This is a genomic window from Pseudomonas sp. ABa2 (assembly GCF_056676075.1).
This window is the reverse complement of the sequence record NZ_CM155239.1, coordinates 4,689,239-4,706,651: the sequence shown is the minus strand read 5'-3', so window position 1 is coordinate 4,706,651 and position 17,413 is coordinate 4,689,239. Positions and strand designations below refer to the sequence as shown.

Sequence of the window (17,413 nt, the reverse complement as noted above, 5' to 3'; positions counted from 1 at the left end):
GCCAGGGATGCGAGGCGACTTCCTTATCGGAGCGGGACACACTGCATGCAATGGATCTTCATGCTGGTCGGCTTGGTACTCGGCGCTGGGGTCAGCGAATCCGTCACCGGCGCCATTCTCGGCGGCCTGCTCGGCCTGAGTCTGGGCCAGGCGCTGCGCCTGCACGGGCTGGAGCAGCGCAACGGGCAACTGGCCGCCCAGCTCAAGGACTTCGCCGAACGCTTCGAGCGCGGCACCAGCGCCATCCACGAGCGCCTGCTCAGGGTGGAGCAGGGCGAGCGGGGCGAACCGCAGATGCCGCCACCGGCCGAGCAGGCCTCACCCGTCGCGGCCGAGCTCAAGCCCGAACCGCCGCTCGAGCCGGTTGTGGCCGAGGCCGCCACCACCGAGCAGGCGCCAGAGGCGGAGCTGGACTGGACGCTGGAGCCGGAAATCGAAGCGCCGCCGCCACAACCCGCCGAAGCGCCAGCGCCCGTAGCCGCGCAGGTCGCCCAGGAGCCGCCATCGGCGCCCCAGGCTGGCCCCTGGAAACCCCGCGAGCCGCGTGAGCCCAACCTGCTCGAACGTGGCTTCGCCGCCGCCAAGGCCTGGCTGCTGGGTGGCAACACCGTATTGCGGGTCGGTGTGGTGCTGCTGTTCCTCGGCCTGGCCTTCCTCCTGCGCTACGCCACCGAAGGCGTCGAGGTACCGGTCGAGCTGCGCTACATGGGCGTGGCGGCCAGCGCGCTGGCCCTGCTCGGCCTGGGCTGGTGGCTGCGCCTGCGCAATCCCGGCTACGCCCTGGTGCTGCAGGGCACCGGCATCGCCGTGCTGTACCTGACGGTATTCGCCGCCATGCGCCTGCATCCGCTGCTCGACTCCGGCATGGCGCTGGGGCTGCTGGTGGCGGTGACGTTGTGCTCGGCGATTCTCGCCGTGCGGCAGAATGCCCTCGGCCTGGCCGCCGCGGCGGCGCTGGGCGGTTTCGCCGCGCCTATCCTGACCTCCACCGGCAGCGGCAACCATGTCGCGCTGTTCTCCTATTTCGCTCTGCTCAATGCCGGCATCTTCGTCATCGCCTGGTTCAAGGCCTGGCGCCTGCTCAACCTGATCGGCTTCGTCGGCACCTTCGGCATCGGTTTCGCCTGGGGGCTGCGCTCCTACACGCCGGAGCTGTTGTGGAGCACCCAGCCGTTCCTGGTCCTGTTCTTTTTGATGTACTTGGCCATCGGCCTGCTGTTCGCCCGGCGCAAGCTGCGCGAGGCGAGCGACGCCCCCGAGGAGCGCGACGCGCTGCTGCACTGGTCGGCGCGACGCGGCGACTATGTCGACGCCACCGCGCTGTTCGGCCCGCCGCTGATCGGCTTCGGCCTGCAGTTGGCGCTGGTGCGCCATATCGAGTTCGCCGCCGCGTTCAGCGCCCTCGGCCTCGGTCTGTTCTACCTGCTGCTGGCGCACCTGCTCAAGGCGCGTGCCGGGCATCGCGCGCTGCTACTGGTGGAGACCTGCCTGGCACTCGGTGTGGTGTTCGCCAGCCTGGCCATTCCCCTGGGCCTGGACGCGCGCTGGACCTCCGCGGCCTGGGCGGTGGAGGGCGCCGGCATCTTCTGGCTGGGGCTGCGCCAGGGGCGGCCGCTGGCCCGCGCCTTCGCCCTGCTGCTGCAACTCGGCGCGGCGCTGGCCTTCCTCCATGGCCTGGATGCCGGTTACGGCCGCCTGCTGGACGGCTCGCCGCTGGGCGCTTTGATGCTGGCTGCGGCGTTGCTGTTCAGCTACTGGCAGCTGCGCCGGGCACCGCAGGCCGCCAGCCCTTGGGAAAACCGCCTGCTGCCCTGGCTGGGCGTTGTCGGGCTGGCCTCCGTCTACCTGATCGCGCCGCTGCTGCTGGCCGCGCCGGGTACGGCCATCGCCTGGGCGCTGGCGGGGCTGGCCACCCTGCTGGTGGGGCTGCGTATCGGTGCGCGCAGCTTCGTGTTCAGCGCCTTCGCCATTCAACTGCTGGGCGGTCTGCTGTTTGTCGGCCAGATGGCGCTGGATGCGGCCTTCGGTCGCGGCGGTTTCGCCGCCGGCTGGCTGGGTCTGCTGGCCGCCTCGCTGCTCGGCTTCGGCCTGATCGCCGGCATGCTGCTGGCGGCGCGCGATCCGCAGATACGCGCCAGCCGCCGGCTGCTGACCGGGCTGTCGCTGGTGCTGCTGGCGGGGCTGGCATTCGTCAACCTGGCGGTGCTGTTCGTCTTGCCCTGGGTCGCCGCCGCGGCGGTGTGGGGCGGTACGGGCCTGCTGATCCTCTGGCTGGCGCTGTACCTGCAGCAGCGCGTGGCCTTCTACTTCAGCCTGGCGTTGCAGCTGTTCGCCGGCCTGGCCTTTCTCGCCGCCGGGCCGCTGCTGCTGGCGGGGCTGAGCGGCGCGGGGCTGACGCCGCTGGCGCATACCGGCTTCTGGACGCCGGCGGTGCTCGGCCTGGCCGCGCAGGTCGGCGCCTGGCGCCTGCAGGCCCTGGCGCGGCGCGAGGGTGCCGGCGGCATGAACGGCGTCAGCCTGCTGCGCCTGGGCCAGCTGCTGCTGGTCTGGGGCGCGGCCTGGTGGGCCCTGGCGCTGGCCAGCGAGGTGCTGCGCTTCGCCGCCCCGGCGTTGCAGACGGCCCTGTTGCTCGGTGCCGCAACCCTCAGCGTGGCCCTCTGGGGGCTGGTCGCCGCGCGCAGCCAGTGGCGCGAGCTGGCGCTGCTGTGCAGCCTGCTGGCGCCGCTGGGCGGGTTGATCCTGCTGCACGCCTGGCACGGCTGGTATCACCCGGCGGCGAACTTCGCCTGGCTGGCCTGGTTGGCTCTGTTCGCCGTGCATTTCCTCGTCCTGCGCCGGCTCGGCGCCCTGTTGCCAAGCCGGGCGGCGAGCGCGGCGCACGTGCTCGGCTGCTGGCTGCTGCTCGGGGTGCTGGCGCTGGAGCTGCGCTACCTGCTGCTGAGCCTGTCCGAGCACTACAACGCCTGGCGCTGGCTGGGCTGGGCGCTGCTGCCCACCGCCTACCTGTGGGCGATGGCGCTGCCGCGCAGCTGGCCCTGGCCGCTGTCGGCGCATGCCCGCGACTACCGCCTGCTGGCCGCCGCACCGCTGGCGCTGCTGATGCTGGCCTGGTTCTGGCTGGCCAACGCGCTCAGCGCCGGCGACGCCGAGCCGCTGGCCTACCTGCCGCTGCTCAATCCGCTGGAGCTGGGGCTGCTGCTGGGCCTGGGCGCCCTGTTCGCCTGGGGCCGCTTCGCCCTGCCGCGTCTCGGCCTGGAGCCTGCGCGGGCGCTGCAGCTGACCCAGGGCGTGGCGGGGCTGTCGCTGTTCGCCCTGCTGACGGTGATGGTGATGCGTAGCGCCCACCACTGGGGCGGCGTGCCCTGGCACAGCGCGGCGCTGCTGGATTCGATGCTGGTGCAGGCCGGGCTGTCCATCGTCTGGACCCTGATCGCCCTGGCGCTGATGCTCTTCGGTCACCTGCGGGTACGCCGCGAACTGTGGCTGGTCGGCGCGGCGCTGATCGCCGTGGTGGTGGCCAAGCTGCTGTTCGTCGAGCTGGGCAACCGCGGCGGCCTGGAGCGCATCGTGTCCTTTATCGGCGTCGGCGTGCTGCTGCTGGTGGTGGGCTATTTCGCCCCCTTGCCGCCGCGCCAGGCCGAACCACCTTCCAGCAACGAGCAACCACCCTCGGCCCACAAGGAGCCCGCCGCCTGATGCGCATCCGTCCGTTTCTACTGCTGGCCCTGCTGCTGGGCGGCGCCGTACAGGCCGCCGAGCGCCCGCAGGACTTCCGCCAGACGCTGCCGCTGCAGCTGTCCGGCGAGGGCCCCTGGTATCGCCTCGAGCTGCCCATCGCCGCGCACCTGGCCGCGCGCCACGGCGACCTGCGCGACCTGCGGGTGTTCGACGCCGGCGGCCAGGCGCAGGCCTATGCGCTGATTCCCGGGCGCAGCGAGACCCTGGAGCACGAGCAGGAACACGGCGTGCGCTGGTTCCCCCTGCACGGCCGGGCCGATGCCGCGCAGGCGCCGGCGCTGCGGGTCGAGCGCAGCACCACGGGCACCCTGATCGAGCTGCGCGGCGAGTCCGCTGCCGAACCGGACCAGCAACTGCGCGGCTGGCTGCTCGACGCCAGCGCCATCGACGCCCCATTGGTGCGCCTGACCCTTGACTGGAGCGGCGGCGAGGAGGGCTTTCAGCGCTTCGCCATCGAGGCCAGCGACGACCTGCAGCACTGGCGCGACTGGGGCGAGGGGCAGCTGGCGCGGCTGAGTTTCGCCGCCGAGCGCATCGACCAGCGCCAGGTCGAGCTGCCGGGCCAGCGCGCTCGCTACCTGCGCCTGCTCTGGCGCAGCCCGCAGCAGGCGCCGCAGCTGGAGGCGGTGACCCTGCGCAGCCGCCGGCAGGACCATCAGCCGGCGCCGCTGGTGTGGTCCGAGCCGCTGCCGGCGCAGCGCGCTGGCGACGGTCAGTACCAGTGGCAGCTGCCGCTGGCCCTGCCGCTGGAGCGTCTGCGCCTGCCGCTGGAGCAGGCCAATACCCTGGCGCCGCTGCGCTTCGAGGCGCGCGCGAGCGAGCAGGGGCCCTGGCGCCCGCTGGTCAGCGGCCTGCTCTACCGCCTGCCGGAGAACGGCCGCGAGGTGCGTCACGAGGAGCTGGCGCTGCCGGGCTGGCCGGTGCAGCAGTTACGCCTGCACCTGGATGCCCGCGGCGGCGGCCTGGGCGAAGCGGCGCCACGTTTGCAGCTGGCGCTGCGCGCGACCCAGCTGGTGTTCCTCGCCCGCGGCGAGCCGCCGTACCGGCTGGCGCTGGGCCACGCCGGCGCGCAGTCGGCGGCGCTGCCGCTGGCCAGCCTGATCCCCGGCTACAAGCCCGAGCGTCTGGCCGGATTGGGACGTGCCGAGCTGGGCGAGCTGGCCAGCCAGGTGCAGCCGGCGAGCGGCGAGCCGCCACGCGACTGGCAGCGCTTCGGACTTTGGGCTGTACTGCTGCTGGGAGTTGGGTTGCTGGCAGCGATGGCCGCCAGCCTGCTGCGTCGTCCGCCAAACGCCTGAGAGTGCGTGCGGAGCGAACAAACCCCTGTTGCAGCAGGGGTTTTGCAGTATCTTAGGCGCCCTGCGCCGAACCAGGAGTTGAGGTCAGGAAGGCCCTTGCGTATTTCGATTCGCGTCATCGCCCCGTTGTCGTATGCCGTCGCCCCAACGCGCGGCGAGGCGTTCGTTTCCCCGCTGCAGCCGCTGTGGAGAAGGTGCTGATGCAGGCCTGCCTGGCCTCTGCCTGGAGCCTGTCGCCGCCGGTGCTGATGACCCTGCTGGTGTGCTTCGGGGTGATCCTGCTGGCGCACTGGGTGACCCGCCAGCGCGACTTTCCCGGACGCGACAGCTTTATCCTGCTGCACCTGGCCAGCCTCTGGTGGATGGCCGCCGCGGCGCTGGAAATGAGCTTTTTCGCCGCCGAATGCAAGATGTTCTGGGCCAGCATGGCCTGGCCGGGCATCGTCTCCACGCCGACCTTCTGGGCGGTGTTCCTCTGGCAGTACGTCAACAGCATGCGCACGCCGCTGGCGCGCAGCAGCATCCTCGGCCTCAGCCTGGTGCCGCTGCTGGTCTGGGCCCTGGCCCTGAGCAATCCCTGGCACGGCCTGTTCTACGGCGCCGGCAGCGCGCCGATCGACGCCAGTCCGGGGGCGCCGGTGCGCTATCAGCACGGGCCGCTGTTCTACGCCACGGCGGTCTACGTCTACCTGTTCATGGCCTTCTGCATGGGCGTGGTGACCCGCGCCGCGGCGCTCAGCCAGGGGCTGCACCGCCGTCACTACCTGGCGTTCGTGCTGGTCACCGCGGTGCCCTGGGTGGCCAACGTCGGCTACGTGGTGTTCGGCTGGACCCTGTTCGGCTTCGATCCCACGCCCTTCAGCTTCGCCTTCACCCTGGGGGCTTTCTCTTGGCTGATCGTCGGCGTGCGCCTGTTCGACCTGCTGCCGGTGGCCCGTCACCTGCTGCTCGAGGCGCTGCTCGACCCGGTGCTGGTGGTCGACCCGCGTGGGCGGGTGATCGAGGCCAATCCGGCGGCGCTCAAGCTGGCCGGCCTGCAGCAGGGCTGGCAGGGCCGTGAGCTGGGCGACTGGCCGGTGTTCGGCGCCGACCTGCAGCAGCTGCTCGATGAACAGGCCGGCGCCGACCCGAGCTTGCCGCTGACCCTGACCAGTGCGGCGCGCTACTACGAGGTGCGCGTGCGCGCCATCGAGCGCGCCACCCGCCACGGCCCGGTGCTGCTCGGCCATATGCTCTACGTGCGCGACGTCACCCAGCGCCAGCTCAGCGAACTCAAGCTGGCCGAGGCCCTGGCCCTTAGCGAGGAGCGCCTGCGCACCATCAGCAGCCTGCACGAGCAGTTGCGCGAGCAGGCCCTGTGCGATCCGCTCACCGGGCTGTACAACCGTCGCTACCTGGACGAGTTCTTCGCCCGCGAACTGTCCCGCGCCCAGCGCGAGCAGGTGCCGCTGGCCGTGGCGCTGATCGACCTCGACCACTTCAAGCGGCTCAACGACGAATGCGGCCACCTGGTCGGCGACGACGTGCTCAAGTCGGTGGCCCAGCACCTGCTGGACAACCTGCGCAGCACCGACGCGGTGTTCCGCATCGGCGGCGAGGAGTTTCTGCTGATTCTGCCGGGGCTGGATGCGGCGGCCGCGACCAGCCGGATGGAGTCGCTGCGCGCGCAACTGGCGCAGATCGGTCAACCGACGCGCATCGGCGCGCTGCCGGTGACCCTGTCCGCCGGCATCGCCCTGTGGCCGAACCATGGCGAAGGGCTCGATGGCCTGCTGCAGGCCGCCGACGTGGCGCTCTACACGGCCAAGCGCAACGGCCGCAACCGGGTACAGCTGGCCGCCACCGGCTGAGTGCAATCGCCGCCGGATAGGTGTTTTTCGCCGCAACAGTCGCTACATTTGCTGGGCAGTTCATACCAACAACAATAAGGACTCGCCATGAAACGCCTTCTAACCCCGCTGGCGGCCGCCTGCCTGCTGGCCAGTGCCACCCCGCTTTGTGCCGCACCCTACAGCGCTTTCCATGTGTTCGGCGACAGCCTCAGCGACGCCGGCTGGTTCGCCGACCCCGATGGCCCCGCGGGCGCCACCACCCGTTTCACCAACCGCGTCGGGCCGACTTATCAGGATGGCAGCGGCGAAATCTTCGGCCCAGTGGCGCCCATGCTGCTGGGCGATGCGCTCGGTCTCGGCGGCCTCGGCCCGGCCAACTCGGCCGAGGGCGGCAACAACTGGGCGGTCGGCGGTTACCGCACCGACGAGATTCTCGGCACCATCAGCGGCCCCGGCGGTTATCTGGCCTCCACCGGCGGGCGTGCCGACCCCAACGCGCTGTACTACCTGACCGGCGGCGGCAACGACTTCCTCCAGTTCCGCGTGGTCGACACCGCCAGCGCCCAGGCTGCCGCGGGGCGTCTGGTCGACAGCGTGGAAACGCTGCAGCAGGCCGGGGCGCGCTACATCATGGTCTGGTTGCTGCCGGACATCGGCCTGACGCCGAACTTCTTCGGCGGCGGCCTGCAGGATCTGGTGACCTCGCTCGGCGCCGACTTCAACGACGAGCTGGTGCTGCAGCTGGCCACGGTAGATGCCAACGTGATTCCGCTGAACATCCCGCTCAATCTCGCCGAGATCCTCAGCGATCCGGGGCGTTACGGCCTGGTCGCCGATCGCGACACGGTGATCGGCACCTGCTTCGACGGTTGCAGCAATCCCAACCCGATCTATGGCCTCAACGGCAGCAATCCCGATCCGACCAAGCTGCTGTTCAACGACAGCGTGCACCCGACCATCGCTGGCCAGCGGCTGATCGCCGACTACGCCTATTCGCTGCTCGCCGCGCCCTGGGAGCTGACCCTGCTGCCGGAGATGGCCCTGGGCACCCTGCGCGGTCATCAGGATCAGCTGCGCGCCCAGTGGTTGGCCGACTGGGAGGCCTGGCAAGGCGTCGGCCAGTGGCGCACCTTCGTCAACGGCGGCGGCCAGCGCTTGGATTACGACCTGCACGGCGGCGATGCCGATGGCAACGGCTACAGCCTCAACTTCGGCGCCAGCTACCGCCTCGACGAGGCCTGGCGCCTGGGGCTGGCGGCCGGGCTCTACCAGCAGAGCCTGGAGGCCGGCGCGGCGGATTCCGACTACGACCTGCGCAGCTACATCGGCACCGCGTTCGCCCAGTACCAGCACAACCGCTGGTGGGGCGATCTGGCCGCCAGCGCCGGTCACCTGGATTACCATGACCTCAAGCGCCAGTTCGCCATCGGGCCGTCTACCAACTCGGAGAAGGGCGATACCGACGGCCAACTCTGGGCCTTCAGCGGTCGTTTCGGCTACGACATCGCCCAGCCGGGCAGCCAGTGGCACCTGAGCCCCTTCGTCAGCGCCGACTACGTGCATATCGACGTGGACGGCTATGCCGAGGACGGCCAGCGCTCCACGGCACTGAGTTATGACGACCAGGAGCGCAAGTCCCGGCGCCTCGGCTTCGGCTTCCAGGGGCTGTACGACCTGACGCCGCAGACCCGCCTGTTCGGCGAGTTGGCCATGGAGCGCGAATACGAGGACGACGCCAGCGAGGTGCGCATGAGCCTCAACAGTCTGCCGGGGATCGACTTCGAGCTGCCCGGTTATCAGCCGGACGATCGCAGCCTGCGCGGTCACCTGGGCGTCAGCCACAGCCTGGGCAATGGCCTGTCGTTGCGCGGCAGCTACAGCTACCGGCATGCCGACGACGAAGTCCAGCACGGCCTGAACCTGGCGCTGTCGCTGGACCTCTAGTCGCTCCCGCCGCTGCCCGCGCGCGCCGGCGGCGCGCGCGGGCAGATGGCCAGCTGCACGTTCCGTCAGTTTCTCGGCTTTCGCCGCGGCCGCGGGGAGGCGGCCGCGCCGCGAACGGGTTAAACTGCGCGCGATTTTTTTCCTTTCCGGAGCCGTCCATGTCCCGCGTCACCCTGAGCCGCTACCTGATCGAGCAGACTCGCAGCCACAACACCCCGGCCGATCTGCGTTTCCTCATCGAAGTCGTGGCGCGTGCCTGCAAGGCGATCAGCCATCAGGTGTCCAAGGGCGCCCTCGGCGGCGTGTTGGGTAGCCTCGACAGCGAGAACGTGCAGGGCGAGGTGCAGAAGAAGCTCGACGTGCTGTCCAACGAGATCCTCCTGGAAGCCAACGAGTGGGGCGGCCACCTGGCCGGCATGGCCTCCGAGGAAATGGACAACGCCTACCAGATTCCCGGCAAGTACCCCAAGGGCGCCTACCTGCTGGTGTTCGACCCGCTGGACGGCTCCAGCAACATCGATGTCAACGTCTCGGTCGGCACCATCTTCTCGGTGCTGCGCTGCCCGGATCGCAACGGCGACACCGGCGACCTCGGCGAGGATGCCTTCCTCCAGCCTGGCACCCAGCAGGTGGCCGCCGGCTACGCCATCTACGGCCCGCAGACCATGCTGATGCTGACCCTGGGCGACGGCGTCAAGGGCTTCACCCTGGACCGCGAGCTGGGCTCCTTCGTGCTCACCCACGACAACATCCGGGTGCCGGAGGCGACCAAGGAGTTCGCCATCAACATGTCCAACCAGCGCCACTGGGAAGCCCCGGTGCAGCGTTACGTGTCCGAGCTGCTGGCCGGCGAGACCGGGCCGCTGGGCAAGAACTACAACATGCGCTGGATCGCCTCGATGGTGGCCGACGTGCACCGCATCCTCACCCGCGGCGGCGTGTTCATGTACCCGCGCGACGCCCGCGAGCCGGAAAAGCCCGGCAAGCTGCGCCTGATGTACGAGGCCAACCCGATGTCGATGATCATCGAGCAGGCCGGCGGCGCTGCCACCAACGGCACCCAGCGCATCCTCGACATCCAGCCGGAATCCCTGCACCAGCGCGTGGCGGTGTTCCTCGGCTCGAAGGAAGAAGTGCTGCGCGTCACCGCCTACCACCGCGGCTGATCCCGTGCAGCCCTGGCAGCCATTGCTCGACTGGTGGTTCGGCGCCGCCCCCGGCAGCGCCGGCGAGGTCGCGGCGGTGCGCCAGGGGCTGTGGTTCGGCAAGCGTGACAGCCAGGACGAAGAGGCCCGCGAGCGCTTCGCCGCGCTGGTCGAACAGGCCCTGGCCGGCGAGCTGCAGGGCTGGCAGGCCACGGCGCCGGGCTGGCTGGCCAGGCTGATCCTGCTCGACCAGCTGCCGCGGATGATCTTCCGCGACACCCCGCGCGCCTTCGCCGGTGACCCGCTGGCCCGGGCGCTGCTGCAGCAAGGGCTTGAACAGGGCCTGGATCGCCAGTTGACGCTTATCGAGCGGGTCTTCGCCTATATCGTCTTCGAACATGCCGAGGACCTGGCCCTGCAGGATCGCGCCGTCGAGCTGTTTCGCGGCTTGCACGAGCAGGCGGCTGCGGACGAGCGCAGCCTGTTCGCCGACTTTCTCGACTTCGCCGAGCGCCATCGGCGGGTAATCGCCCGCTTCGGCCGCTTCCCCCATCGCAACCTCATCCTCGGCCGCGTTTCGAGCGACGAAGAGCAGGCTTTCCTGCGGGAACCCGGCTCACGTTTCTGAACTCCAAGCGGGCACGTTGCGGCCTGCTATGCCAAGCTTGTCGCGTCCATTTCCTTCAGGAGTTTCATCCATGTCGATGCGTGTCGTCGCGCTGCTCGCCTGCTGCCTGCTGGCCGCCTGCAGCAAGGTCAACCAGGAAAACTACGCCAAGCTCAAGGCCGGCATGAGCAAGGACGAGGTGGAAAGCCTGCTCGGCGCTCCGGGCGAGTGCGCCGGTGCCCTGGGCATGTCCAGCTGCACCTGGGGCGACGACAAGAGCTTCATCAGCGTGCAGTACGCCGGCGACAAGGTGCTGATGTTCTCCGGCAAGGGCCTCAAGTAAAGGGAGTCAGCATGCGTTCGATCATGCTTGCCAGCGCGCTGCTCGCGCTCGTCGGTTGTGCCAACTCGGGCACCGGCCACATTCCTCCGGAGCCGCCGCAAACCATGCAGGTCGACCTGCAGCGCTACCAGGGCACCTGGTACGAGCTGGCGCGGCTGCCGATGTTCTTCCAGCGCAATTGCGTGCAGTCCGAGGCGCATTACCGCCTGCGTGACGACGGCCGTATCGAGGTGACCAACCGCTGCCGTGACGACGACGGCGAGTGGCAGGAGGTTCGGGGCGTTGCCGAAGCGCAGGTCGAGGGCCGTACCGACAAGCTCTGGGTGCGCTTCGACAACTGGGCCAGCAAGCTGCTGCCGATCCAGGGCGACTACTGGGTGCTGTACCGCGATGACGACTACCGCGTCGCGCTGGTCGGTCATCCCGAGCGCGACTACCTCTGGCTGCTGTCGCGCACCCCGCAAGTGGACGCCGCCACCCGCGACAAGCTGCTCGCCGTAGCGCGCGAGCAGGGTTACGACACCGCCGAGCTGATCTGGCGCCAGGCCGACTAGGGGCCTGCCGGGCTACTCCCAGTCCAGCCGCGCCAGCCTCCATTGGTCATCTTCGAGCCACCATTCCAGCTGCACCGCATAGTGCCGCGCGCTGTCGGGGATCAAACCCTCGGCGCCGCTCAGGCCGAGCTGGGCCTGGGTATGACCCTTGCTGACGATCGCGGCATCGATCCAGCTGTTCTTGCCCAGGGCGATCACCTGGATGTTCTTGTGGCGCAGGAACAGCAGGGTCATGGTGCGCTTGGCCCACTCGCGGTCCAGTTCCTGGCGGGCGAGGAAGTCGGGGTGCAGCTGCGCCATCACCGCGCCGGTGTCCTTGGCTTCGATATTGTCCTGCAACTGCTGCACGGCCGCTTCCAGCGCCGCCTGCGGGTCGTCCTTGCCGCCACAACCGCCCAGCAGCAGGGCGAAAAACAGCGCCAGGGGCCAGGTCGGAACGCGTATCGGCATGCTGAAACTCCTTTTTCATGGTTATGATGCCCGGCAGAGCGGAACACGGCAGTTGTAGCCCATCGAGCCAGGAGCCCCACCATGCAGACTTTGTATCCGGAGATCAAACCCTACGCCCGCCACGAGCTGGCGGTCGAGCCGCCTCATGTCCTCTACGTGGACGAGAGCGGGTCGGCGGACGGGTTGCCGGTGCTGTTCATCCATGGCGGGCCCGGCGCCGGTTGCGATGCTGCCAGCCGCCGCTACTTCGATCCCAACCACTACCGCATCGTCACCTTCGACCAGCGCGGCTGCGGCCGCTCGACGCCGCACGCGAGCCTGGAGGGCAACAGCACCCAGGCGCTGATCGGCGATATCGAACGTATCCGCGAGCACCTGGGGATAGACAAGTTCGTGCTGTTCGGCGGCTCCTGGGGCTCGACCCTGGCGCTGGCCTACGCCCAGGCGCATCCGCAGCGGGTGCACGGGCTGATCCTGCGCGGCATCTTCCTGTGCCGGCCGCAGGAGTTCCACTGGTTCTATCAGGAGGGCGCCAGCCGCCTGTTCCCCGACTACTGGGAGGACTACCTCGCGCCGATCCCGGCGGAGGAGCGCGGCGACCTGATGCAGGCCTTCTACAAGCGCCTCACCGGCGCCGACCAGATCGCCCAGATGCACGCGGCCAAGGCCTGGTCTACCTGGGAGGGGCGCACCGCTACCCTGCGCCCCAACCCGCAGGTGGTCGAGCGCTTCAGCGAGGCCCACCGCGCGCTGTCGATCGCCCGCATCGAGTGCCATTACTTCGTCAACCAGGCCTTCCTCGAGCCCGATCAGCTGCTGCGCGACATGCCGAAGATCGCCCACCTGCCGGGCATCATCGTGCACGGTCGCTACGACGCCATCTGCCCGCTGGACAACGCCTGGGCGCTGCACCAGGCCTGGCCCAACAGCGAGCTGCAGATCATCCGCGACGCCGGCCACTCGGCGGCCGAGCCGGGCATCACCGACGCCCTGGTGCGCGCCGCCGAGCAGATGGCCCGGCGCCTGCTCGACCTCGCCCCGGACGAAGCATGAAGGCGCTGATCCAGCGCGTCAGCGCCGCGCGGGTGGAAGTGGCGGGCGAGGTGGTCGGCGCCATCGACCGGGGCCTGCTGGCGCTGGTCGGCGTCGAGCCGCAGGACGATGCCGGCAGCGTCGCCAAGCTGTTGCACAAACTGCTCAACTACCGGGTGTTCGGCGACGAGGCCGGCAAGATGAACCTGTCGCTGACGGACGTGCAGGGCGGCCTGCTGCTGGTGTCGCAGTTCACCCTGGCCGCCGACACCAAGAGCGGCCTGCGCCCGAGTTTCTCCAGCGCCGCAGCGCCGGCTCAGGGCCAGGCCCTATTCGAGCTGCTGCTCGAACAGGCGCGGGCGCAGCATGCGCAGGTCGCCAGCGGCCGCTTCGGCGCCGCGATGCAGGTGCACCTGGTCAACGATGGGCCGGTGACCTTTCTCCTCGAGAGCTGAGCGGCTGCGGCCAGTGCAGCCACTCGGCGGCATACAGCGTCCAGAGGATGATCAGCGGCTGGAACGGCAGGCGCAGCCAGTAGTACCACTGCACGCTGGGCAGGCCGTCGACCTGCAGGCCATGCAGGGCGTTGTGCAGGTTGGCCGGAAACACGCAGACGAAGTACAGCGCCAGCAATCCCCCCGCCAGCCTGCGTGTGCGCGGCCAGAGCAGGCCGAGTGCGCCAGCGATCTCGCAGGCGCCGGTCAGCAGTACCAGCTCCAGGTGCCAGGGCAGGTAGGGCGGCATCATCGCCAGGTAGCGTGCCGGAGTCAGCCAGTGATCCACGCCGATCAGCAGCAGGGCCAATGCCAGGGCCAGGCGCATTCGCGTCGGCCAGCTTGTCGGTCCGGGGAGACCCAGGCGCACGGGCACCGCGGCGAGCAGGCTGAAAACCAGCAACAGGGCAACGAATAGCATGACGGTTCCTCCGGCGGAGCTGGTGCCCGTTGCCCGCTGCGGGCATGATGTGGGCGTTGTCAACATATTAGAGGAGATGTTGCTGGTGTCAACATGTGAGGAAGAGGGCGTTCGCGCCTATCACCATGGCGATTTGCGCTGCGCTCTGCTGGCGGCGGCCGGCGAGCTGCTGGACGAGGGTGGCGCGGCTGCGATCAGCTTGCGCGAGGTGGCGCGCCGGGCCGGGGTTTCGCATAACGCGCCCTATCGGCATTTTGCCGATCGCGATGCCTTGCTGGCGGCGCTGGCCGCCGAGGGGTTCGCCGAACTGAGTCGGCGCATGGCGCTGCTGCCGGCGTCGCGCCTGCAGGCATTGGGGCAGTGTTACGTGGCCTTCGCCCTGGAGCAGCCGGGGCGTTTCGCCCTCATGTTCGGCGGCGTGGCAGACAAACGGCGCTACCCGCAGTTGCAGCAGGCGGCGCAAGCCCTCTACCGCCAGCTCGGGGCCAGCGTGCAGGCCGTGGCGCCAGGCCAGGACCTGGCGACCGCCAGCCTGGCGGCCTGGAGCCTGGTGCACGGGCTGGCGCAACTGCTGCTGGACGACCAGCTCCCTGGACAGGACGCAGAGGCCGCCGCCCAGGCGGTGACCGGGTTGTTCGTCGCCGGATTGGGGGGCGCCTAGCCCGTCGCGGTCATTCGGGACGGGCGCGGGTTCAGAACAGCCGCGCCAGCAGCGCCGGTACCGCCGTCTCCACCCGCAGGATGCGCTCGCCGAGTTGCACCGGTTGCAGGCCCGCGGCCTGGCCCAGCAGCGCCACCTCGTAGGGGATCCAGCCGCCTTCCGGGCCTATGGCCAGGGTCACCGGGCCTGAAACCGCGCGCGGGCAGGGCGGATGGTCGCCGGGATGGCCGACTAGGCCGAGCGTGCCGGCGGCAAGCAGAGGCAGACGATCCTCGACGAAGGGCTTGAAGCGCTTTTCGATCAGCACCTCGGGCAGCAGGGTATCGCGCGCCTGCTCCAGGCCGAGGATCAGTTGCTCGCGGATGGCTTCGGGTTCGAGGAAGGGGGTCTGCCAGAAGCTCTTTTCCACCCGGTAGCTGTTGACCAGCACCAGGCGCGGCACGCCCATGGCGGCAATGGTCTGTAGCACGCGCTTGAGCATCTTCGGCCTGGGCAGGGCCAGCACCAGAGTCAGCGGCAGCTTGGCCGGCGGCGCCTGGGTGAGGGCAACCTGCAGTTCGGCGTGCTCATCGTCCAGGGCCAGCAGTCGGCCTTCGCCCATCTGCCCGCCGAGGCGGCCGACGCGCAGGCGGTCGCCAGCGGCGGCGCGGTGTACTTCGTGCAGGTGCTTGAGACGGCGGCCGGTGAGGCGGGCACGGTCGGCGCCGATGAAGTCGGCGTCCTCCAGCAGCAGCAGGTTCACGGCAGCGGTGCGGGCGGCTGGTCTTCGGGCTTGGCCTCGTCCTCGGCGTCGGCCTGGGCTTCGCTGCGCTGCTTGACCAGGCTGCCGGCCAGCACGCCGGCCTCGAACAGCAGCCACATCGGCACCGCTAGCAGAGTCTGCGAGAACACGTCCGGCGGGGTCAGCACCATGCCGACCACGAAGCAGCCGACTATCACATAGGGGCGGCTCTTGCGCAGGGTGGCGACGTCGACGATGCCGACCCAGATCACCAGGAAGGTGGCGATGGGAATCTCGAAGGCCACGCCGAAGGCGAAGAACAGGGTGAGCACGAAGTCCAGGTACTGGCCGATGTCGGTCATCATCGCCACCCCCTCCGGGGTCACGCTGGCGAAGAAGCCGAACATGATCGGGAACACCACGAAGTAGGCGAAGGCCATGCCGGCGTAGAACAGCAGGATGCTGGAAATCAGCAGCGGCACGGCGATGCGCTTCTCGTGGCTGTACAGCCCCGGCGCGATGAAGCCCCAGGCCTGATGCAGGATCACCGGCATGCCGAGAAACAGCGCGCACATCAGGGTCAGCTTGAACGGCGTGAGGAAGGGCGAGGCGACGCCGGTGGCGATCATGGTCGCGCCTTCCGGCAGGTAGGCGCGCAGCGGCGCGGCGACCAGGGCGTAGATGTCCTGGGCGAAGTAGAACAGTCCGGCGAAGATCAGCAGGATGATCACCACGCAGCGCAACAGGCGCGCGCGCAGCTCGGTCAGGTGCGAGACCAGGGGCATTTCCTGGTCGGCGTCCGGGTGTCGGCTCATGGCTGGCGTGGGGTGTCCTGGCTGGTGGGCGCCGGCTCGGCCTTGGCGGGCTCGCTGGCAGGCTTGGCGGCAGGGTCGAGGATCTCCTGCTTCATCGCCTTCATTTCCCGCTCCAGTTCGAGGATCTGCTCGTTATGCAGCTGGCGGCGGATTTCGTCGGCGCCGATCTCGCGTTCCACCTCCGCCTTGATCGCGCTGAAGCTGCGCTTGATCCGGCCGATCCACAGGCCGGCCGTGCGCACCGCGCCGGGCAGGCGCTCGGGGCCGAGCACCACCAGGGCGACCAGGGCCACCAGCAGCAGTTCGCTGAAACCGACGTCGAACATGGCTCAGTCTTTCTTCGCCGGCTCTTCGACCTTGCGCGCCTGGGCGTCGATGGTCTGCCCCTTGGGCTCTTCCACCGCCGGTTTCTCGGCTTCGCCGTTGTCCATCGACTTGCGGAACCCCTTGATCGCGTCGCCCAGGTCCGAGCCCAGGCTCTTCAGGCGCTTGGTGCCGAACAGCATGACCACGATGAGCAGGATGATCAGGAGTTGCCAGATGCTGATGCCACCGAATCCCATGATGCGTTCTCCGTTGTGAGAGGTTGTTCAGTTTTGCGGTCGCGCGGCTTTTTCCGCGTGGCCGGACAGGCCGAAGCGCCGCTCCAGTTCGTCCAGCACGGCCTGCGGGTGCTGGCCGAGGGCGGCGAGCACCACCAGGCTGTGGAACCACAGGTCGGCGGTTTCGTAGATCAGGTCGCTGCAGTCGCCGCTGGCGGCGGCGTCCTTGGCGGCGAGGATGGTTTCCACCGACTCCTCGCCGAGCTTCTCGAGAATCTTGTTCAGGCCCTTGTGATACAGGCTGGCGACGTAGGAGCTGTCGGGGGCGGCGCCCTTGCGCGCCTCCAGCACCTCGGCCAGGCGGCTCAGGGTGTCACTCATGGCGGTGTCCTGCGTGATAGATGGCGTGCGGGTCTTTGCGCACGGCGTCGACGATTTTCCAGCCGCCGTTGTCATAGACGCGGTAGAAGCAGCTCTCGCGCCCGGTGTGGCAGGCGATGCCGCCGAGCTGTTCGACCATCAGCACGATTACGTCGGCGTCGCAGTCCAGGCGCAGCTCGTGCAGCTTCTGCACGTGGCCGGATTCCTCGCCCTTGCGCCACAGCTTGCCGCGCGAACGTGACCAGTAGATGGCGCGCTGCTCACTCACGGTCAGGCTTAGGGATTCGCGGTTCATCCAGGCCATCATCAGGATGCGGCCGCTCTGGTGATCCTGGGCGATGGCCGGGACCAGGCCGTCTTCGTTCCAGTGGATTTCGTCGAGCCAATCGTTCATCGGGATTCCGTGTCTGCTGCGCCGGGCCGTGGCCCGTCAAT

19 protein-coding genes are annotated in these 17,413 nt (G+C 69.3%); 11 read left to right on the top strand and 8 right to left on the bottom strand.

What is annotated here, in order from left to right; translation table 11 throughout:
- Positions 1-45 precede the first annotated feature (45 nt).
- From AC1G9C_RS22745 to AC1G9C_RS22710, 8 genes are all read left to right on the top strand, one after another.
- Positions 46-3,696, top strand: coding sequence for a DUF2339 domain-containing protein (locus AC1G9C_RS22745; protein WP_480408860.1), 3,651 nt, complete (start codon positions 46-48; stop codon positions 3,694-3,696).
- Positions 3,696-5,036: a DUF3999 domain-containing protein gene (locus AC1G9C_RS22740; protein WP_457788703.1), complete on the top strand. Its 1,341-nt coding sequence runs from the start codon at positions 3,696-3,698 to the stop codon at positions 5,034-5,036. The genes AC1G9C_RS22745 and AC1G9C_RS22740 overlap by 1 nt, the downstream gene beginning before the upstream one ends.
- A gap of 200 nt (positions 5,037-5,236) precedes the next feature.
- Positions 5,237-6,886, top strand: coding sequence for a histidine kinase N-terminal 7TM domain-containing diguanylate cyclase (locus AC1G9C_RS22735; protein ID WP_480408859.1), 1,650 nt, complete (start codon positions 5,237-5,239; stop codon positions 6,884-6,886).
- A gap of 87 nt (positions 6,887-6,973) precedes the next feature.
- Positions 6,974-8,812: an esterase EstP gene (estP, locus tag AC1G9C_RS22730; protein ID WP_480408858.1), complete on the top strand. Its 1,839-nt coding sequence runs from the start codon at positions 6,974-6,976 to the stop codon at positions 8,810-8,812.
- A 158-nt stretch (positions 8,813-8,970) separates the two neighbouring features.
- Positions 8,971-9,978 carry a class 1 fructose-bisphosphatase gene (locus tag AC1G9C_RS22725; protein WP_122109241.1) on the top strand — a complete coding sequence of 336 codons (1,008 nt, stop codon included), beginning with the start codon at positions 8,971-8,973 and terminating at the stop codon, positions 9,976-9,978.
- Positions 9,979-9,982: 4 nt separating this feature from the next.
- Positions 9,983-10,585 carry a DUF924 family protein gene (locus AC1G9C_RS22720; RefSeq protein ID WP_480408857.1) on the top strand — a complete coding sequence of 201 codons (603 nt, stop codon included), beginning with the start codon at positions 9,983-9,985 and terminating at the stop codon, positions 10,583-10,585.
- A gap of 70 nt (positions 10,586-10,655) precedes the next feature.
- Entirely contained in the window at positions 10,656-10,907 is a 252-nt protein-coding gene (gene bamE, locus AC1G9C_RS22715; protein WP_021441796.1) for an outer membrane protein assembly factor BamE domain-containing protein, read from the top strand.
- A gap of 11 nt (positions 10,908-10,918) precedes the next feature.
- The gene (locus tag AC1G9C_RS22710) at positions 10,919-11,461 is read left to right on the top strand and encodes a lipocalin family protein (protein WP_480408856.1); all 543 of its coding nucleotides are present in this window, start codon (positions 10,919-10,921) and stop codon (positions 11,459-11,461) included.
- Positions 11,462-11,473: 12 nt separating this feature from the next.
- On the opposite strand, the gene AC1G9C_RS22705 is transcribed toward AC1G9C_RS22710, so the two are convergent.
- Positions 11,474-11,911 (bottom strand): hypothetical protein, encoded by a 438-nt coding sequence (locus tag AC1G9C_RS22705; RefSeq protein WP_480408855.1) that lies wholly within the window; start codon positions 11,909-11,911, stop codon positions 11,474-11,476.
- An 81-nt stretch (positions 11,912-11,992) separates the two neighbouring features.
- On the opposite strand from AC1G9C_RS22705, the gene pip reads away from it, so the two are divergent.
- Entirely contained in the window at positions 11,993-12,964 is a 972-nt protein-coding gene (gene pip / locus AC1G9C_RS22700) for a prolyl aminopeptidase (RefSeq protein WP_122109238.1), read from the top strand.
- A complete protein-coding gene (gene dtd, locus AC1G9C_RS22695) occupies positions 12,961-13,398 on the top strand; it encodes a D-aminoacyl-tRNA deacylase (protein WP_480408854.1) in 438 nt (145 codons plus the stop codon). Before pip ends, dtd begins: the two co-directional genes overlap by 4 nt.
- On the opposite strand, the gene AC1G9C_RS22690 is transcribed toward dtd, so the two are convergent.
- Positions 13,361-13,858, bottom strand: coding sequence for a DoxX family protein (locus AC1G9C_RS22690; RefSeq protein WP_480408853.1), 498 nt, complete (start codon positions 13,856-13,858; stop codon positions 13,361-13,363). The genes dtd and AC1G9C_RS22690 overlap by 38 nt on opposite strands.
- A gap of 85 nt (positions 13,859-13,943) precedes the next feature.
- Here AC1G9C_RS22690 and AC1G9C_RS22685 point away from each other — a divergent pair, with 85 nt between their 5' ends.
- Positions 13,944-14,519, top strand: coding sequence for a TetR/AcrR family transcriptional regulator (locus AC1G9C_RS22685; RefSeq protein WP_397495823.1), 576 nt, complete (start codon positions 13,944-13,946; stop codon positions 14,517-14,519).
- A 31-nt stretch (positions 14,520-14,550) separates the two neighbouring features.
- On the opposite strand, the gene AC1G9C_RS22680 is transcribed toward AC1G9C_RS22685, so the two are convergent.
- From AC1G9C_RS22680 to hisI, 6 genes are read right to left on the bottom strand one after another with little or no spacing between them, the layout of a single operon-like run.
- On the bottom strand, positions 14,551-15,261 hold the full coding sequence (locus tag AC1G9C_RS22680; protein WP_021441803.1) for a 16S rRNA (uracil(1498)-N(3))-methyltransferase: 711 nt from the start codon (positions 15,259-15,261) through the stop codon (positions 14,551-14,553).
- The gene (gene tatC / locus AC1G9C_RS22675; protein WP_122109235.1) at positions 15,258-16,055 is read right to left on the bottom strand and encodes a twin-arginine translocase subunit TatC; all 798 of its coding nucleotides are present in this window, start codon (positions 16,053-16,055) and stop codon (positions 15,258-15,260) included. The genes AC1G9C_RS22680 and tatC overlap by 4 nt, the downstream gene beginning before the upstream one ends.
- Positions 16,052-16,381 (bottom strand): Sec-independent protein translocase protein TatB, encoded by a 330-nt coding sequence (tatB, locus tag AC1G9C_RS22670; protein ID WP_021441805.1) that lies wholly within the window; start codon positions 16,379-16,381, stop codon positions 16,052-16,054. Before tatB ends, tatC begins: the two co-directional genes overlap by 4 nt.
- 3 nt (positions 16,382-16,384) lie before the next feature.
- A complete protein-coding gene (gene tatA, locus AC1G9C_RS22665) occupies positions 16,385-16,618 on the bottom strand; it encodes a twin-arginine translocase TatA/TatE family subunit (protein ID WP_011920744.1) in 234 nt (77 codons plus the stop codon).
- Between the two features lie 27 nt (positions 16,619-16,645).
- Positions 16,646-16,978: a phosphoribosyl-ATP diphosphatase gene (locus AC1G9C_RS22660; protein ID WP_021441806.1), complete on the bottom strand. Its 333-nt coding sequence runs from the start codon at positions 16,976-16,978 to the stop codon at positions 16,646-16,648.
- Entirely contained in the window at positions 16,971-17,372 is a 402-nt protein-coding gene (hisI, locus tag AC1G9C_RS22655) for a phosphoribosyl-AMP cyclohydrolase (protein WP_122109234.1), read from the bottom strand. Before hisI ends, AC1G9C_RS22660 begins: the two co-directional genes overlap by 8 nt.
- Positions 17,373-17,413: the final 41 nt, after the last annotated feature.

What these genes read in the sequence shown, in the direction of transcription:
- pip (WP_122109238.1), top strand. Translation starts at nt 11,993, where the DNA reads ATGCAGACTTTGTATCCGGAGATCAAACCCTACGCCCGCCACGAGCTG.
- AC1G9C_RS22745 (WP_480408860.1), top strand. Translation starts at nt 46, where the DNA reads ATGCAATGGATCTTCATGCTGGTCGGCTTGGTACTCGGCGCTGGGGTC.
- bamE (WP_021441796.1), top strand. Translation starts at nt 10,656, where the DNA reads ATGTCGATGCGTGTCGTCGCGCTGCTCGCCTGCTGCCTGCTGGCCGCC.
- AC1G9C_RS22725 (WP_122109241.1), top strand. Translation starts at nt 8,971, where the DNA reads ATGTCCCGCGTCACCCTGAGCCGCTACCTGATCGAGCAGACTCGCAGC.
- hisI (WP_122109234.1), bottom strand. Translation starts at nt 17,372, where the DNA reads ATGAACGATTGGCTCGACGAAATCCACTGGAACGAAGACGGCCTGGTC.
- AC1G9C_RS22660 (WP_021441806.1), bottom strand. Translation starts at nt 16,978, where the DNA reads ATGAGTGACACCCTGAGCCGCCTGGCCGAGGTGCTGGAGGCGCGCAAG.
- AC1G9C_RS22705 (WP_480408855.1), bottom strand. Translation starts at nt 11,911, where the DNA reads ATGCCGATACGCGTTCCGACCTGGCCCCTGGCGCTGTTTTTCGCCCTG.
- estP (WP_480408858.1), top strand. Translation starts at nt 6,974, where the DNA reads ATGAAACGCCTTCTAACCCCGCTGGCGGCCGCCTGCCTGCTGGCCAGT.
- AC1G9C_RS22740 (WP_457788703.1), top strand. Translation starts at nt 3,696, where the DNA reads ATGCGCATCCGTCCGTTTCTACTGCTGGCCCTGCTGCTGGGCGGCGCC.
- AC1G9C_RS22735 (WP_480408859.1), top strand. Translation starts at nt 5,237, where the DNA reads ATGCAGGCCTGCCTGGCCTCTGCCTGGAGCCTGTCGCCGCCGGTGCTG.
- AC1G9C_RS22710 (WP_480408856.1), top strand. Translation starts at nt 10,919, where the DNA reads ATGCGTTCGATCATGCTTGCCAGCGCGCTGCTCGCGCTCGTCGGTTGT.
- tatC (WP_122109235.1), bottom strand. Translation starts at nt 16,055, where the DNA reads ATGAGCCGACACCCGGACGCCGACCAGGAAATGCCCCTGGTCTCGCAC.
- dtd (WP_480408854.1), top strand. Translation starts at nt 12,961, where the DNA reads ATGAAGGCGCTGATCCAGCGCGTCAGCGCCGCGCGGGTGGAAGTGGCG.
- tatA (WP_011920744.1), bottom strand. Translation starts at nt 16,618, where the DNA reads ATGGGATTCGGTGGCATCAGCATCTGGCAACTCCTGATCATCCTGCTC.
- AC1G9C_RS22690 (WP_480408853.1), bottom strand. Translation starts at nt 13,858, where the DNA reads ATGCTATTCGTTGCCCTGTTGCTGGTTTTCAGCCTGCTCGCCGCGGTG.
- tatB (WP_021441805.1), bottom strand. Translation starts at nt 16,381, where the DNA reads ATGTTCGACGTCGGTTTCAGCGAACTGCTGCTGGTGGCCCTGGTCGCC.